A 16,960-nucleotide genomic window follows, 5' to 3' on the forward strand; every position below is an offset into this window, starting at 1 on the left:
GTTGGGGACGGTTTCCCATACCGTCCGCCGGAGCGTTTCCGTACGGTCGGCGACATGACGACGGTGAGCCATGCGGAGGCCGTCGCGAGCATCGGCCCGCGCCCCCCAGGAGACCTACCGGGGATGGTGCGGCTCGCCGAGGAGCTCCGGCAGGTCGCCCGCCTTCTCGCACACGCCGCCCCGGTGCGGATCGACAACTGGGAGTCGCGGGCGGCCCGCGACGCCAAGGCAATGATCTCCAATGCGGCTTCCACGGCTCGGGACGTGTCCGCCGACCTCGAACGGGCCGCGCGGCTCCTCGACAACGAGGTGGCCGAGCTGACCGCGAGCAGGCGTCGCTGGGCCCGTCGCTACTCCGAGCTCACCGGGGAGTGCCTGCCATGACCGAGACCATCCTGATCGATTTCATGGAGCTGAAGGAGGCCGCCCCCAAGGTCAACGACCTGCACCGCGCGCTGTCGGACGCCTCGCGGCAGCTCGGGCACCTCGACGTCGGCGTGGAAATGGAGCCCGCCCTCGCGTCGCGGATCAGGGCCGCGGTCGATGCCGCCGCGAGTGACACGTCCCGCGCCGCGACGTCCATCAGGGGGCTGGACAACGCAATGGTCGCGTGCGCCCGGCTGGCTGAGCAGGCGCACGATATCGGGGTGGTGAAGACGGCCGCCCAGCCGGGCCTGTACAAGCTGAAGATGATTGATGGATTTCTCTCGGGCGCGGCCGATCGGACCTGGAAAGAGGCCGAGGCCATGCGCAACAGTGAGCTCACCCGCCTGGGGAAGGCGACCGAACGCCTCAATATGCTGAACCGTGCCGCGTCACTCGTACCGTCCACTTTCGCGGACTTCCGCAACCCTCATCTCAGTGACCGACAGCGGGCTGGAAGGTTCGGCGCCCGTGCCGGGTCGATGTCCGCGGGAGCCCGCGTCGCCGACATGGCGGGTGGCGCCGTGCGCGGCAAGCTGGACGATCTAGTGGAGAAGAAGATGGCCGGGAAGGGGATGGCAACCGCCATCGCCAGGATGGCCGGTTCCCGCGCCCCCTTCCTGCTCGGCGGTGGTGTGGGGCTCGCGGTCGGTATCGGCTGGACCGCTCTGGACCTGAAGTTCGGCATCTCCGCCAAGGCGGGCGAGCTGGCGGCCGACGGCATGCAGGAGTTCCACGACCACGTCCTCGACCCGGCCGGCGACGCCATCGCCGACGGTGTCGGCAAGATCGCCGACGGTGCCGGGAAGGTAGCCGACGGGGTCGGGAAACTCACGGACGGTCTTGGTTCGATCCTGTGAGGACCGGCTTTCCGCTGAGCCTGCCGGACGGGTGGCGCGCGATGGGCCCGACGGACGGCGTGCACATGGCGGCGCTCCCGGGAGAGGACGGCGAGACGCCCAAGGCCGTGGTCACCGTGGGTCCTTCGGATGAACCGGCTCCGGACGGACTGGACGCCATGACCCTGATCCTGGACGAGGGCGAGGTGCGGTGCCGTGGCGGGGTGCCGGCGCGCCGGCTCCTTACCGCACACCCGCAGGGCGAGCGCTGTGTCACGACCGAGTTGTGGCTGGTGGCAGGGGATGCTCCGGCGAACCTGTGCGCGGTCGTCGACACCATCTACTACGCGCGGCTCAGGCCCGAGCTGCAACGGATCCTGCGGAGCTACCGACCGTGATCGAGATCTCCGTGGAAGTGGACGGAGAGCAGTACCGGCTGACCGTCGGCGGTGCCGGGGGCCTGCCGGCGCCGCTGGAGTCGCTGCCGGACGCGATGGTCCCGCTGCTGCTGGCCGCGCTGGTCGAACTCGGCCCGCGTCCGACCCGCAACCCGCAGGCCGTCCGGATGGCGAAGGCCGGCGTGCCGACGGTGTGGGTGCGGGCCGGGGAGCGGCGCTGGCGCATCGCGGTCGGTGAACCTGGCGGATCACCGACGTGCGTGCTTGACATCGTCGACGCGGCGGACGAAGGGCTGTGGACGCTGCACGCGAGCCCGGTAGTGCCGGACGACGAGACCGGGGACCTCGTCCCGGGAGAGGGGACGGTGTTGCGCCCGATCACCTCCACCGACGTCTGGACGTGGATCTCGCATCACATCGCCACGTGCACGTGATCGGTGTGGCCTGACACGAAGCCCCTGCCGACCCGCCGGCCATTGTCGATGTTGCGGGCGCCCGAACCGTTCCAGAACAACTCTTCGAGTTGCTTGCCGTAATGGTCGGAGACCCAGTCGGCGAAGCGGGACATGTCCTTCGTGGAGCCGCTCGCATCGAACGCCCTGTTGCGATAGGGGAACGACCCGTTGGCATGGACGGGGTCGACCTTGTCGTAGGGGGCGTATTCGCGAATGGTTAGGTGGAAGCGGTCGTGTCCCATGTCGGCGAGTTCGCGGAGGGCAGTGCGTCGCGGAGCATGCCGCTCGTTGTGCGGATGCGGGTGGGGCGTGATGGGCAGGTGGATGCGAACGCCAGTGCCCCGATCGGGTCCGTAGAGCGCCCGCAGCAGGGCGGCGCGTCGTCGAACCGGCGTCACGATTTGACGATGAAGCCGATGTCCTTGCTCATCAGATAAGGCAGCCGCCGGAGCCCGTTCCAGCCGTCCAGCAGTTCGTCGAGCCGGTGCTTCAGCTTCTTTTCCGCGAACTCGTCGGGCAGGACGTAGCTGTTCCGCGGACTGGACGAGCACCTGCTGCGATTCCCGCAGCCGTTCCCCTGAAGTCGCCACGCGCCTGACGCTAGGGCTGCGTCGGCCGGCCGCGGAATGGGAAGGGTTTCCGATTTCCCGCGCGCCCGTCCCGGCCTAGCGTCGTCGACACACAACATCCTTCTACCGAACTGGGAGACGACATGAGCAGGGTCAAAGCGGATCCGGCGCAGGTGGAGGCGCTGGCGCGCAAGGTGGACGAGCAGGGCTCGGTGATCACCGGCCTGGTGAGCGTGCTGGCTTCGGCGGTGTCCAGCATGGACTGGGAGGGCCGCAGCGCCAGCAGGTTCGACGAGGCGTGGCACGCCGAGTACCGACCGATGCTGGAGCGGATGCGCGACTCGCTGGAACGTGACCTGTCCCCGGCGATGCGCTCGTTCGCCCACCGGGTGGCCGCAGCCGACGGCCAGATCTGAGCCGGCGGGACCGGGCCGATGGAATGGGAGATCGCGGTGGTGGACCGGCGGGGCCGGTCCACGCCGGTCGTCGTCGAGGCGGGCGCGGACGCGGCCGTCCGGGACTTGCGGCGCGCCCTCACCGAGCAGCAAGGCGCCGTCGACGGCGCGCTGTTCCTCGGCCCCCGGCGGCTGCACGACCACGAACGGCTGGACGCCCTGGTGGGCGCCGACTGGGGAGACGGCGCCGCACTGGCCGTCGGCCGTCCGCAGGCCGGGCCGCCCCGTGCGGCGGCCCGGCCGGACGGCCGCGAACTGGCCGTGATCGGCGGCCCGGCCGCTGGCGCGGCCCTGACGCTGCCCGCCTCCGGGGCCGTGGTGCTGGGCCGTTCCATGTCCTGCGACCTCAGCGTCGACGACCCGGAGGTGAGCCGCCGCCACGCCGAACTTCGCGTCGAGACGGATGACGCGTTCGTGCTCACCGACGCCGGGTCCCGCAACGGCACCGTGCGGCGCGGTTTTCGGATCGACCGTCCCACCGGGCTGGCCCTTCGGGAGTCGTTCCAGATCGGGGAGACGGTACTCTCCGCGCGTCCCGTCCCGTCGGCGGACGCACAGCTGTTGGATGACCGGGAGCAGGGGGTGCGGCGCTTCAACCGGCCGCCACGGATCCCGGCGCCCGCCGTCCGCACCGAGGTGATCGTTCCGGCGGAGCCGCAGAGACCGCGTGGGCTGCGGTTCCCGCTGGCGATGGTGCTGCTGCCCCTGGCGGCCGCCGGCGCGCTCTATCTGTTCATGCCGAATTCCCGTTTCTATCTGTTCTTTCTGGCCCTTTCTCCGCTCATGGCGATCGCACATTTCGTCACTGAGCGGCGCGGCGGCCGAAAGGAGTACAACGACAGGCTGCGCGTCTTCCGCTGCGAACTCGACGAGGTGAACGCGCGCATGGGCGAACTGGCCGTCGCCGAGGAACGCGCCGCACGCGACGCTATGCCCGACCCGGCCGCGCTCATCCGCATCGCGACGGGCCCGAGCGGACGGCTCTTCGAGCGCCGCCCGGCCAACCCCGATTTCCTGCGGCTGCGCGCCGGTTTGACCGACCGTCCGGCCGCGATCACCCCGACAGGACCCGGCGCGGACGAGGCCGCAGTGCCGGTCGTGCACGCTGTTCCTGTTCCGGTCGACCTGGTGGTCGCGGGGGTGCTGGGTATCGCGGGGCCGCGCCCCGCCGTGCTCGCCACCGCACGGGCCTTGCTCACCCAGGCCGGCGTGCTGCACGCTCCGCACGACCTCGGCATCGTCGTGATCACCGGCACAGACCGGGCCGCGGATTGGGACTGGGCCGGCTGGCTTCCGCACACCCTTCCCGATCGTCCGGACCAGTCGTGCCGACGCCTGCTGGCCACCGATCTTTCCCAGGCCCAGGCGCGGATCGCCGAACTCGGCAGGCTGGTGGCCGAGCGCCGCGGCGAGCAGCGGGAGGCGCTGCGCGACGGGGCGCCGATCGGACGGCGGATGCTGCTCGTCCTGGACGGCGCGCGGCGCCTGCGCGACCTCCCGGGTCTGGCTGACCTGCTCGAGGACGGCCCGGACGCCGGTGTGTACGCGTTCTGCCTGGACGCCGAGGAACAGGGGCTCCCCGCCGAATGCAGGGCGACGATCGTGGTCAGCAGCCCGTCCGGATCACGGGTCACGGTCAGCAGGCCCGGCCTCGCCCCGAGCGAGCAGGTCCTCGCCGACACTCTCAGCGCCGGTGCTGCCGAGGACGTGGCGCGTGCACTGGCTCCGCTCCGCGTACTGGGTGCCAGGTTCGGGGATGATGACGGTCTCCCCGGCGAGGTCCGCTACCTCGACCTCGCCGGGCTCGGCGACGACCCTGGCCCGGACGACGTCAAGGAGCGCTGGGCCGCCGTCCCGAACGGCCGCAGTACCCGGATGCTGCTGGGGAAGGGCCCGTCTGGGCCGGTCGAGGTGGACCTGCGCCGCGACGGTCCCCACGCCCTGATCGCCGGGACGAGCGGCGCCGGCAAGTCAGAACTCCTGCAGACATTGGTGGCGACGCTGGCCCTGGGCAACACACCTGACTCCCTGAACTTCGTCCTCGTCGACTACAAGGGCGGCAGCGCGTTCGCGGACTGCCGCGAGCTGCCGCACTGCGTCGGCATGGTCACCGACCTGGACGATCGTCTGGCCGAGCGAGCCCTGACCTCGTTGCGGGCTGAGCTGCGCCGCCGCGAGTCGATCCTCGCCGCCGCGGGTGCCAAGGACATCGAGGACTACTGGGCCAAACCGGGTGGCGGGCGGCTGCCGCGCCTCGTCATCGTGATCGATGAGTTCGCGTCGCTCGCTGAAGAGGTGCCGGACTTCGTCAACGGCGTCGTCGGGATCGGGATGCGCGGGCGCGCCCTGGGCGTGCACGTCGTGCTGGCGACGCAGCGTCCCGGCGGAGTGGTGACCGCCGAGCTGCGCGCCAACGTGAACCTGCGGATTTGTTTGCGGGTCACCAGCCCTGCTGACAGCACCGATGTGATCGAGGTGGCGGACGCCGCGCGCTTGTCCCGCCACCATCCCGGCCGCGCTTACATGAGGACGGGGCACACCGACCTGGAAATCCTGCAGTGTGCCCGCGTCGGGCGGCCACGTGTCGAGGACCCTTCCGACCCGGCCCCGTCCGACGACGTCGAGGTCACCGTGCGGAATCGGTCTATCAGGGACCTCGGGGCACCGCAGCTCGCCGTGGCGGCCGGACCGGACGAGGGCCACGACGGCGTGACCGACCTGACGATGCTGGTCGCCGCCGTCCGCGATGCCGCGGCTGAGCTGGGCATCGCGGCGCCGCCCGGCCCATGGCAGCCGCCCCTTCCCGAGACGGTGACGCTCGCCGAGCTGAAACCGGCATCCGGCGGTTCGCCGGTCGCCGTCCCCCTGGGGCTGGCCGACGAACCCGAACGACAGCGTCGCCGGACCTTCATCCTGGATTTGGAGAGGTCGTGCCCGGTTGGCGTCGCCGGCATGTCCCGCAGCGGCCGCTCCACCGCCCTCCGCACTATCGCCGCCGCGCTCGCCCAGGGGACGAGCCCAGCCGACGTGCACCTCTACATTCTGGACTTCGGCGGACGGACGCTCGCCCCGCTGGCCGCGTTCCCCCACTGCGGTGCCAGGGTGGACGCGGACGAACCTGACCGTGTCGAGCGCCTCCTCACCCTGCTCACCGCCGAGGACGCGCGCCGCCGCCGGCTGCTCGCCGCCGGCGGGTACGGATCGCTGGGCGAGATGCGTGCCGCCGTGCCGCCGGAGGAACGCCCCGCCTACCTCGTCCTTCTCGTGGACCAATACGAGACGTTCGCCGCCCGCTATGCCGAACTGGACGGCGGTCGGACGATGGAGGCCCTGGAGGGATTGCTCCGGCGCGGCCCGGCGGTCGGCATCCTGCCCGTCGTGTCGACCGATCGCGCCGGGTTCGGGTACCGGCTGAGCGGCGCCGTCGCCACCCGTCTGGTCCTGCGGCAGGCCGATGCCGAGCAGGCCACCGCGTTCGGGCTGCACCCGCGCGAGCTCCCGGCCGTCATGAGCGAGGGGCGAGCGGTTGTCGTGCCCGGCTCGACCGAACTCCAGATCGCCCTGCTCGATCCGGACCCGAGCGGGGCCGCGCAGACTGCGGCCGTCGAACGCCTCGCCGCTATCCTGAACCGCCGATGGGACGGCCTGGAACCGTCCGCGAGACCGCACCGGGTGGATGTCCTGCCCGAATCGATCACCCTGGCGGAGTTGGCCGCGCTTCGCGTCTCGCCGCGGCCCCCGGGACGCGCGGTCTGCACTGTCGGTGCCGGCGGCGACCACCTCGCGCCGGTCGATATCGACCTGGACGAGGCGGGCGGCACGCTGCTGATCTCCGGTCCGCCGCAGTCCGGCCGCAGCGCCGCCCTGGCAGCGGTCGCGCACTCGCTGGCGGGCCGCCGCGCCGGGACGCTTCAGCTGATCGCCGTGTGTCCGCGCCGGTCACCGCTGCGGTCCATCGAGAACCTGCCCGGAGTCCTGCAGGTCGTCACCGCGTCCGAACCCGCCCAAGACCTTGAGGACGCGCTGGAAGACGCGTCCGGCCCGGTGGCCGTACTCGTCGACGACGCGGAGCTGCTCGCCGACGACCGTTTGGCCGGGCCTTTGGAACGGTTGACCGCGCGGGCCCGGGACGGCGAGGCCCTCGTGATCGCCGCCGGGACCACAGACGACCTGGTGCCGCACCGGCACCGTGGCTGGCTTTCCCGGGTGCGGCGGGGGCGCTGCGGCGTCCTGCTCAACCCGCTCTCCCACTTGGACGGTGAGGTTCTGGAGGCCAGGCTGCCCAGGTCGACCGGCGGTGGCTGGCCACCCGGCCGCGGACTGCTGGTGTGGCGGGGCGAGCTCACCGCCATGCAGATTCCGATGCCGGACACCGGGGGGATCGGGGCCCGTTCCCCAATTCCTCGAACCTCAACGGGATCATGAATACGCGCCGCTATCGTACGTCGATTGGTTGGCCATCCTCAGAAATCGGGAAGAGCACTACATTGTCGGAAAGCGATGCCGTCGATCCCGAAGAGATCGAGACGCTGCCGCCTACCCTCGGACCGTCGACCGTCACACCCCTGGGCAGCAGTTACCTGCTGGAACAGGTGATCGGCAGCGGGGCGAGCGGCCGCGTCTGGCAGGGTAAGCGACGCAGTGACGGCAGGCCGGTCGCGGTGAAGGTACTGCGCGCCGAATTCAGCGAAGACCCGATAGCGGTCACGCGCTTTCTGCGACAGCGCACTGTCCTGAAAGGGCTGGATCATCCACATCTGGTCCCCGTCATGGACGTGGTCGCCGAAGGCGACGTCCTGGCGATCGTGATGGACCTCGTGGACGGAGAGGACCTGCGCCAGGTACTGAACGCCCGGACGCTCCGTCCCGACCAGCACCTCGCCGTCCTCGGCCAAGCGGCCGGGGCGCTCGCCGCGGTGCACGCGGCGGACGTGACGCACCGCGACATCAAGCCCGAGAACATCCTGATCACCCGGCGCGGTGTCGAGCCGCACGCGCTGCTGACCGACTTCGGCCTGGCCGGCATCGCCGACGCGGCGACTCTGACCAGGATGTCGCAGGTGCTCGGCACCCCCGCCTACGTCGCCCCCGAGATGGTCTCGGGTCGCCCGGTCGGCCCGCCCGCTGACGTGTATGCGATCGGCGTGACGCTTTACGAGGCGCTGGCCGGACGGCGTCCCTTCGTCGCATCCAACCACCATGCGCTGATGCGGGCCCACATCGAGGACGAGCCGGAACGACCGGCCTCATTCTCCGACGACATCTGGGAGCTGGTGCGCTCCTGCCTGGACAAGGACCCCGATGCCCGTCCAACCGCCGGTACCGTCGCCGAACGCGCCCTCGAACTGGCACGCCAGTCCAGCGCACGCCCTGCTCCGGTTCCGCCACCTCCTCCGCCGGAGCCGGTCAGCGAGCCGGAGCCCGTGGCAGTGCGTCGGCCGACGTTCGAGCCGTCCTCTGCGAGAGCGCCCGCGGAAATGACCTCTGAGGGAGTGGCCCAGGGAGCGCAGGAGACGACGGGTGCCACTCGGCCCGCACCGCAGGAGCCCCCGCCGCCCACGCCCCAGAAGAAGAGACGCTGGCTGCTGGTCGGTGCGATCGCCGCCTGTGCCCTGCTCGGGACCGGCGGCGGCATCTGGATGCAGCAGTCGCAGGACGAGGCCGCGCCAACCGTCGGTCCGTCGACCAGGCCTAACGCGTCGCCCCACAACTATTTCCTGCCGGTGACCGCGACCAGCGTCGCGCCCGGCACTGTCCAACTGAAGTTCTCGGACGGGTCCGCGCTCCCCGGCTTCTCCGGCTACCTGATCTACCGCGGCCCGACGTTCCTCCGCAAGACGGAGCCGGGCGCCGAGCCCGTCGCGGTCGTGAAGCTCGTCGAACCGTCCACCCGGTACTGCTGGACGGTCGCCGCCTTGCTGATGACCGAGCATCCGCCGCCTCTCCCCAAAGCCAAGCCGTCCTGCCTCGTCGCCAATGGAAGGGCACAGACCTCATGACCCAGACGCCCGTCGGCTCCGCCGCCCCGGCCGAGCCCGGCGGCCCGGACCCGGCCGCGTACTTCGCCACCGCCCACCGCGCGGTCGCGGGCAACGTTGAGAAGGCGCTGCGCGGTAAGCCGATGGCGGTACGGCTCGCGCTGACCTGCCTGTTCGCGGGCGGTCACCTGCTGGTCGAGGACGTGCCCGGCGTCGGCAAGACCACCCTGGCCAAGGCCATCGCCGACTCGGTGGACGCGAGCTGGAACCGCATCCAGTTCACGCCCGACCTGTTGCCCGGCGACATCACCGGGATCCAGATCTACGACCAGTCCACGGGAGAGTTCTCCTTTCGCGAGGGCCCGGTGTTCGCCCATCTGGTGGTGGCCGACGAGATCAACCGGGCCTCGCCCAAGACACAGTCCGCGCTGCTGGAGGTGATGGCCGAGCGGCAGGTGACCGTGGACGGGCGCGCGCACTCGGTGCCGCCGGCGTTCATGGTCATCGCCACGCAGAACCCGGTCGACCTGGAGGGCACCTACCGGCTTCCGGAGGCACAACTCGACCGATTCATGCTGCGCATCAGCGTGGGCTATCCCGATGTCGATGCCGAGGCCGAAATCCTGGCCGGGCGGGCCACCGCCGGTGTGCCCCCCGAACTGCGTCCTGTCGCGTCCGTCGACCAGATCGCCTGGATGGCCGCGTACACGAGCCGCGTGCACGTCACGCCCGCGATCGCGCAGTACATCGCACGCATCGCCAAGGCCACCCGGGACGCCGAGGAGCTGCGGCTCGGAGTGAGCCCGCGCGGCAGCATCGCCCTCGCGTCCGCGTCCCAGGCGTGGGCGGCGTGCGAGGGGCGCGGCTACGTCGTCCCGGACGACGTCAAGGCGGTCGCGGGACCCGTGCTGACGCACCGGCTGCTGCTCGACCAGGAGGCGGAGATCCGCGGCGTCCGGCCCGGTGAGGTGCTCGACCGGGTGCTGCGCTCGGTTCCCGTCCCGGTCGCGAGCGGGGTGTCGTGACCGGTCGTCTCGCGCGCAATGGCCCGACCGGGAGGGGCTGGGCGGTCCTCGGCGCCACGGCCGTACTACTGGCCTTCGGTGTCGGCCTGGGGTATGCGACGCTCACCGGGATCGGGCTGGCCGGCGCCGCCGCACTGACGCTGGCGGCCGTGACGACGCTGCGCCGCCCCCGCGTCCGGGCGGAGCGCACGGTGGAGGCCGACCGGGTGAGCGCTGGCGAGAGCACAGCGGTCACCCTGGATGTGGTCAATATGGGACGTCTGCCCGCCCCCGGCTTCGACGCGGTGGAACTAGTCGACGGCCGGCCGCTGCGGGTCTGGGTCGGGTGGCTGGCGGCCGGTGCCCGCCGGACGCTGCGGGTGCCGATCGCGGCGCCGCGCCGCGGACTGCTGCGCCTCGGCCCGGTCGTGGTGGAGCGGCTCGACCCGCTCGGGCTCGTCCGCCGCACCCGGCCGCTGTCGGAGCGCGCCTGGCTCTGGGTCCACCCGCGACGGCATCCGATGCGGCCCCTCCCGCTCGGGCACGTCCCGGACTTCGAGGGCCGGCTGGCTGAGAACCTGCCCGCCGGGTCGACCTCGTTCGTGTCGCTGCGGGAGTACCACCAGGGCGACGATCCGCGCCACATCCACTGGGCGTCCACCGCGCGCACCGGCACGCTCATGGTGCGCGAGCACGTCGACAGTGGCGACCCGACCACGACCGTCCTGCTGGACACGCGCGCCGGAGTGCTGGACGAGCAGACGTTCGAGGAAGCGGCCGAGTTCGCGGCGTCCGTCGTGGTCGTCTCGCGGCGCGCAGGGCACCGGGTCGACCTGGCCGTCCTCGGTGAGGAACAGGGGCGCTTCGACGAGGCGGGCGGCCACGGCCTGCTGGACCGGCTGGCGGCGGCCACCCGGGGGCGAGACGGCGGCGATGCGGAAGGCGAACTGGCCGCCCTGATCCAACTGGTCGAACGAGCCCGGGAGGGAGGCGCGCTGGTGCTGGTGTCGGGGCCCGAACCCGGCCTGGCCCAATACATCGCACGGGTTCGCCGCAGATTCGCCCGTGTCGTGATCGTCCAGTTGGGCGCCGCGTCGGCCACCAGCGGACGCCCTGGCCTGATGGTGCTGCGCGCTCCGTCCGCCACGGACGCGGCGAACCTGTGGTCACGCCTGGTGGCGAGGAGGCCGTCATGAGTCGTGCGCTGCGGGCCGCGCTCGGCGCCCTGCTTGCGCTGCTGTCCTCGCTGGCCTTCGCCCCGGCGTTCGGACGCGACACGTCCGCCCTGCTGATCGACCGGACCTATCTACCGCACATGGTCGCCGTCGTCGTTCTGGTCTGCGTGACATGCGTGCTACTGGATGCCGCGACGGGGATTGCGCCGATCACCCGGGTGCTGACAGCGCTCGCCATGCTGTTCGCCTACGTCCTCCTGGTGATCGCGCCAGGGGCCGGGCTGGCAGGCGGGCCGAAGCGGCTGCTCACCTCGGCCCTGCCGGTCGACACGGGCGGTAGCGAGTTCGCGTCCGTCGTCGTGCTCGTGGGGCTTGCGGCACTGTGCGCGGTGGAGCCCGCGCTGCGCCGCCGTTCGCCGGTCTGGCAGCCGATCGCACCGCTGGCGATGGTGGCGCTGGGCTGTGCCACCTCGGCAGCGGTCGGCCCTCCCACGAGTTGGCTGGCCGTCGCGATGGCGGGCGTCATCGCACTGCTGTTGGCCGTCGGGCGGCAGGCCACTGCGGCTGTGGCCGACGGTACCGTCCGCCCCGCCGAGGGCACGCCGGACGTAGGGCATAGCCGGCGCCTGTCGGCCGTGCCGGTGGCCGCGCTCCTGCTCACTGGGGCCGCGGCCGCCGGGTGGGGCGGCGGAACGGTTCTCGCCCACACGGGCGACCCCGCCCCGGCCGACGTGCGCGCCCTAATACCGCCGCCTGCCGTGCCACGCGCGGATACCAGCCCCCTGGTGCTGTTCCCCGCCCTGCGGAGCGGGCGGCTCAAAGTGAGTTTCACCGTTCAAAGCGCGGTCCGTCCCGAGAGGCTCCGCTACGCCAGCCTCAACAGGTTCGACGGCCAGCATTGGAACAGCGACGCACGCTACCGGCGGGCTGGACGCACTCTCCCACCCGCCCCGAACGCCCCGCTTCGCACTGTGCTCCGCGACGAGCTCATCCAGATAAGGCAGCAGCCGCCGCTCGGTTGGATCGTCTCCTCCGGACGCCCTGTGGAGGTGTCGAAGCCGGGCCTGCTGGTGGACGAGGTGGGCGGCGACGTCGCGCTGCCCCTCAACGAACCGTCGATCACCCAGTACCGCGTAAATAGCGCCGTGCCGGTGCTCGACAAGGCGAGCCGGGACGCGGCGGTGCTGGCCCGTGTCCGCGACGGAACGGGGCTGCCGCCCCTGCCCGCCGCCATCACCGGGCCGATGAAGCAGGCTGTGGGGGAGGAGTACGGCTATCCCGCGCTCGAACGGCTCGAGAAGTTCTTCACCGAAGCCGGCGGCGCGCATCCGTTCCGCGCCGACGGCCGACCCGACGCCCCCAGTGGCCACGGGATCCTGCAGATACAAGAAATGCTGAAGAGTAGGCAGGGTACCGCCGAACAGTACGCGAGCGCGTTCGCCGTCATGGCCCGCGCGCTCGGCTTCGAATCGCGTGTCGTCGTCGGATTCACACCGAAGACGATCGGGCCGGACACCTACGTGGTGAGCGGAGAGCAGGTGCACGCCTGGGCGGAGGTGAGGTCACGGAACGCCGGGTGGATTCCATTCAATCCGACGCCGAAGCTCCTGGCTGCCGGGGCGCAGGCCGGTGTACCGCCCACGGAGTCCCCGAGCGGGGCGGCGCAGCGTCCGAAGGCGACCCCGTCCAGTAAGCCCTCGCACGCTACTCCGAAGGGGACCCAGCGGACGGTCACACGGGATGAAGGTGCCCCATGGTTGACGGTCACCGTGGCAGCAGTTCTGGCCATACTCCTCCTCTACCTGGGGCTAGTGCCGACTGCGAAGACATGGCTGCGATCGCGCAGGAGGACGAGGGGCTCTCCCCAGCAGCGCACGATTGCCGCCTGGCAGGAGGTCGTCGACAGGCTGGTCGACGTGGGCGTGCCCATAGCGTCCACCGACACCACGGGCGAGGTGGTGGCCGCGACTACCGAGAAGGTCGGTGGAGAGGCCCCACACCACGTGCGGTGCCTAGCGGCCCTGCACGGGGCCGCTGTATTCGCCCCCACACCGCCGAGCGGGTCCGACACGGACCGGGCATGGCGGGAAGCGGACCTGGCCCGACACGCCATAAGCGGGACGCAGCCACGCGTCCACCGATGGCGCGCCAGACTCAGCACACGGTCCTTCAGGCACAGCCGCCGGCTGCGGCCCTGACGACGAACCGGGGCTGCATGAGCGAGGTCTGTTGCCATGAAATCGGTTGGTGGCTCGGTGAGGCTGTCAAAGGAGATGAACGCCTTCCACCAGTAGCCACCCCAAACTGGTGCTCGGCAATGAACCATCCACCTGCGTGTCCGCTACTGAGCACAACGGTGCAAGGACTACACATTCATCACGCCTTCGGGCACCAACCATGAACCGCCAGCGGATGGCGACCGCCTCCTGCTTCACGTTTGCCGCCTCGGCGTGGCCGTGGGCCTGTAGCCGGGGGCGGCGTCCGCGCTCGCCAGCACTGTCGTCGGTCGATCAGTGTGCCTCGCGGAAGGCAAGCCAGCGATAGTTCGTTCGGTACCCCAGATCAGCACGCATGGTTGCGACGCATTTGGTCAACTCGCCGTTGATCTCGTCCCTGGGATAAACGACTCGGAGGTTCATCCGGTGATCCTTCTTCCGCACCTGCTGGATCTACGCTTCCCTCATCTGCTCGCCGACCTGTCTCTTCGCAGAACGAACCAGCTCCTCATAGGCGACAGCAACAACAGGCTCCTCAATGCGCAGCAATGCCTGGTAGAAGGCGATCCGGGGTTGAACTCTGCTGATGTCCTCGGTCAGCACGAGACGCGCCTCGGCGTCTCCCGAACGCCGGCGGACCCGGTAGGGCAGTGATCGCCAAGCGCCACCGGGTCGGCGAGGCGAAGGTGCGAGCCGCGCCCACCGGAGGACCGCTCCCCCCGTCCGGTTCCACGATTTGCGCCACGGCGCGGCCACTCTGTCTCTGGCCACGGGGTCGAGATGAAGGTGGTCAGCGAGACGCTGGGGCATGCGCGGTCGTCCTTCACCGCCGACGTCTACGCGTCCGTGGTCCCCCAGGTCTTCAAGGCGGCTGCCGAGGCGGCTGCGGTAGTGGTCCCCCGCCGCGTCGGCCCCATCGGCCCCCCAACGCGAAACCAGCGGCTCCCTCGACCCAAAACTAGATCAAGGAAACCGCTGGTCAGAGGCGGAGGATCGGGGATTTGAACCCCGGATGGGCTTGCACCCAAACCGCATTAGCAGTTCTTTTTCGGGCGTGCTATGTGATGATTCGCCATCCCGACGAATTCGCATTTCCGCAGGTCAGCGTCTCCACGATGCACCCTCATCCACCATGATCCATTACAGTCCGTGCGCACCTTGTGCTCACCAGCCACCAGGAGGTCACCAAGGCGACTGCCCGCCGAATGAATACTCACCGTAATCGCTGGCGCGGTTTCTGTTGCCAATCGAAATCTGGCCTAGCGCAGCCAGACCCGGGTTGGTCCATCGGTGCGGTGGTGGGGGCCTTCAGGCGCCGCTCGCACGATCCGCGTCGTGCCGCCTTGAGGACGGGTGCCGGGCCAGGTAGATCTGGAACTCCTGATGCCGGAATTGGTAGGCGATACCGGCGACCCGCAGCAATCCGACTGAATAGCACCAGTCCAAGAATCGTCCCAGTTGCCATGGTGTCCGTCCCCGCAGGCACAGGACCAGCACCAGGTAGCGCATGGCTGCGGCTCCGGGGCCGACTCCGAGGAGCCCAAGGGTCAATTGGACCACGGTCGCGAGCACTCCCGTCACCAAGCCGGCGGTCAGGCCGCCGGGCGGGCCGGTGGTCGAGGCGACGACGAGTCCGAACGGCAGACCAGTCATCACTCCCACGGCCAGGGCCAGGGCTAGCCAGGTCCAGAGGTCGTCGCGGACGAGCCGACGGGGATCAACCGGCCTTTCGGTGTCCGGCCTGGTGAGCCTGTGCAAGAACAGAATCGTAAGCATTGATACGCAAGCCAGCGCGGTGCCGATGTCTCCCGCGTCACCGGACCGGGCCCTGACTGCGAGGTTGATCCCGGCGATCAGCATGAAGACGAGCAAGGGCAGGGCACTGGTTTTTCGCAGGTGGTGCCAACGCAGATGGATTCGGGCTGGCTTGGGCCACGGCCTGAGCCAGGCGATAAAAGCGAGGACCAGCATCAGCGCCGGCACCACCGCGATTGCCGATGGACGCTTGGTGAGGATCGCCCACACGCCAACGGTCATGCCCGCGACAGTGGCGGGGAGTGCGCATGCGAGGATGCGGGCGCGTTGTCCTGCCATGGGCCAGAGTTCGTGGAGGACGAGATCGGTGCCAGACATCGTCCGTCCGGCAAATTGCGTTCGGCCGATATTCGTGTTCAGGTACCGGGCCAGAAGTGCCAGCGCGCTGTGGACCTGTTCGGGCGGGTAGCGATGGTGCCGGGCCATCGGGGCGGTCCCCTCGGCGGGGTTCCTGGCGGAGGCTTTGACGGCGGCGTGGATGAACCGGCTGCGCAGGTGGTCGCGGATCTCGTCAGGGTGGGGATGGGCGGCGGGGTCGGCGAGGTCGGCCGGATCGCGCAGATAGTCGCCGGTGGCGTCATCCAACTCCTGGTAGACCGTGATGGCGACGGTCAGCCACAGGGGTGTGGCGAGGACGCTGGCCAGTGGGTGGTCGGGCTGGGTGAGGGCGTCGAGCACCGGCTGCCAGCGGACGTGCTGATGTGTACCGGCCACCGCCTCGATGAACCTCCACGCCTGGTCGGGGGTGACTGGGGCGAGCGTGATCCGGGCCGCGTCGCGCGCCCAAATGTTTCCCCTGATCAGCGAGTCGTAATGTGCGGTGCGGCAGGTCAGCACCAGGCGTGCCTTCTCCCGGCCTTGCTGGTAGGCGTTCAGCGCCTGCAGCGCCCGCCCTGCCCGGGATGCGTACTTGGGTTCGGGCTCCTTGTCCATCTCGTCAAGGCCGTCGATCACGGGTATCACCCGGCCCGCGTCCACCAGGGCATGCGCGGTCGCTTTGCGCATGCCGTAGGTGCGGACGAGGTGCGCGGTCAGCCACTCCGCGACTGATGCGTCGGTGTCCCACCCCGCAGCAGGGATGCGGACCGGGACCGGATCACCGCTTCGGCGACGTGTCTCGTCCAACCACCCAAGGATCAGCTCGTTCGCCAGGACGGTCTTGCCTGCGCCGCCCTCTCCTGTGATCACGAGCCGCTGCGGGCTCAACCGCTCGAAATACTCCACCACATCGGCCAGGGTCCCCGTGGGACAGGCGTCGGCGGCATCGTGAGCGGGCGAGGGCGTGAACGAGAAGCCCACATCGATGACGCGGTCCTGGCCGCCGAGCAGATGCCAGCGCTGTTTCGTTTCCGTTGTGCGAACCATGCCAGCCAGCCGCGGTGTCCACACGTCCACATCGGTGTCAGTGATGCGTTGCGCCTTGAAGCCCTGCCAAAATGCCGCGACGCCAAAGAGCAAGGCGAGCAACGCGATGACCAGGGCACCGGGATCCACCCCACCCCACTCCGCCTTCCGAACACCGAAGACGGCCACCGCCGCAGCCGCCACGAGAAGCACGGTGCCCAGCAATTTCAGCGCCTGCTCAGCCCAACGCTCGCCGCCCATGACGGACCATCTTCACCATTCAACCGGC

14 protein-coding genes are annotated in these 16,960 nt (G+C 70.3%); 10 read left to right on the plus strand and 4 right to left on the minus strand.

Features of this window, described 5'->3' with window-relative positions:
* Nucleotides 1–54 precede the first annotated feature (54 nt).
* The 4 genes from IEZ03_RS13930 to IEZ03_RS13945 are packed head-to-tail and all read left to right on the plus strand — an operon-like array spanning nt 55 to nt 2,094.
* A complete protein-coding gene (locus IEZ03_RS13930) occupies nt 55–384 on the plus strand; it encodes a hypothetical protein (protein WP_184878594.1) in 330 nt (109 codons plus the stop codon).
* Nucleotides 381–1,283, plus strand: a complete 903-nt coding sequence (locus IEZ03_RS13935; RefSeq protein WP_184878597.1) for a hypothetical protein — start codon at nt 381–383, stop codon at nt 1,281–1,283. The genes IEZ03_RS13930 and IEZ03_RS13935 overlap by 4 nt, the downstream gene beginning before the upstream one ends.
* Nucleotides 1,280–1,660 carry a hypothetical protein gene (locus IEZ03_RS13940; RefSeq protein WP_184878599.1) on the plus strand — a complete coding sequence of 127 codons (381 nt, stop codon included), beginning with the start codon at nt 1,280–1,282 and terminating at the stop codon, nt 1,658–1,660. The genes IEZ03_RS13935 and IEZ03_RS13940 overlap by 4 nt, the downstream gene beginning before the upstream one ends.
* Entirely contained in the window at nt 1,657–2,094 is a 438-nt protein-coding gene (locus tag IEZ03_RS13945; protein WP_184878601.1) for a hypothetical protein, read from the plus strand. Before IEZ03_RS13940 ends, IEZ03_RS13945 begins: the two co-directional genes overlap by 4 nt.
* Here the strand turns inward: IEZ03_RS13945 and IEZ03_RS13950 are convergent.
* Entirely contained in the window at nt 2,073–2,513 is a 441-nt protein-coding gene (locus IEZ03_RS13950) for a hypothetical protein (RefSeq protein ID WP_184878603.1), read from the minus strand. The two genes, IEZ03_RS13945 and IEZ03_RS13950, sit on opposite strands and share 22 nt — an antisense overlap.
* A complete protein-coding gene (locus tag IEZ03_RS13955; protein ID WP_184878605.1) occupies nt 2,510–2,803 on the minus strand; it encodes a hypothetical protein in 294 nt (97 codons plus the stop codon). The genes IEZ03_RS13950 and IEZ03_RS13955 overlap by 4 nt, the downstream gene beginning before the upstream one ends.
* Before the next feature lie 24 nt (nt 2,804–2,827).
* Here IEZ03_RS13955 and IEZ03_RS13960 point away from each other — a divergent pair, with 24 nt between their 5' ends.
* From IEZ03_RS13960 to IEZ03_RS13985, 6 genes are all read left to right on the plus strand, one after another.
* Entirely contained in the window at nt 2,828–3,100 is a 273-nt protein-coding gene (locus IEZ03_RS13960; RefSeq protein WP_184878607.1) for a WXG100 family type VII secretion target, read from the plus strand.
* An 18-nt stretch (nt 3,101–3,118) separates the two neighbouring features.
* Nucleotides 3,119–7,564 (plus strand): type VII secretion EssC family protein, encoded by a 4,446-nt coding sequence (locus IEZ03_RS13965; protein WP_184878609.1) that lies wholly within the window; start codon nt 3,119–3,121, stop codon nt 7,562–7,564.
* 62 nt (nt 7,565–7,626) lie between these two features.
* Entirely contained in the window at nt 7,627–9,138 is a 1,512-nt protein-coding gene (locus IEZ03_RS13970) for a serine/threonine-protein kinase (protein WP_184878611.1), read from the plus strand.
* Entirely contained in the window at nt 9,135–10,142 is a 1,008-nt protein-coding gene (locus IEZ03_RS13975) for an AAA family ATPase (protein ID WP_184878615.1), read from the plus strand. Before IEZ03_RS13970 ends, IEZ03_RS13975 begins: the two co-directional genes overlap by 4 nt.
* Nucleotides 10,139–11,317: a DUF58 domain-containing protein gene (locus IEZ03_RS13980; protein ID WP_184878617.1), complete on the plus strand. Its 1,179-nt coding sequence runs from the start codon at nt 10,139–10,141 to the stop codon at nt 11,315–11,317. The genes IEZ03_RS13975 and IEZ03_RS13980 overlap by 4 nt, the downstream gene beginning before the upstream one ends.
* Nucleotides 11,314–13,494 carry a transglutaminase TgpA family protein gene (locus tag IEZ03_RS13985; RefSeq protein ID WP_184878619.1) on the plus strand — a complete coding sequence of 727 codons (2,181 nt, stop codon included), beginning with the start codon at nt 11,314–11,316 and terminating at the stop codon, nt 13,492–13,494. The genes IEZ03_RS13980 and IEZ03_RS13985 overlap by 4 nt, the downstream gene beginning before the upstream one ends.
* Before the next feature lie 471 nt (nt 13,495–13,965).
* Here the strand turns inward: IEZ03_RS13985 and IEZ03_RS13990 are convergent, their stop codons facing one another.
* Nucleotides 13,966–14,115: a hypothetical protein gene (locus tag IEZ03_RS13990; protein ID WP_184878621.1), complete on the minus strand. Its 150-nt coding sequence runs from the start codon at nt 14,113–14,115 to the stop codon at nt 13,966–13,968.
* A 705-nt stretch (nt 14,116–14,820) separates the two neighbouring features.
* Complete coding sequence (locus IEZ03_RS13995; RefSeq protein ID WP_184878623.1) at nt 14,821–16,932, minus strand: NACHT domain-containing protein; 2,112 nt, start codon at nt 16,930–16,932, stop codon at nt 14,821–14,823.
* Nucleotides 16,933–16,960 lie beyond the last annotated feature (28 nt).

Origin of the sequence: Actinomadura livida (assembly GCF_014648675.1) — a bacterium.
Taxonomy (GTDB): domain Bacteria; phylum Actinomycetota; class Actinomycetes; order Streptosporangiales; family Streptosporangiaceae; genus Spirillospora; species Spirillospora livida.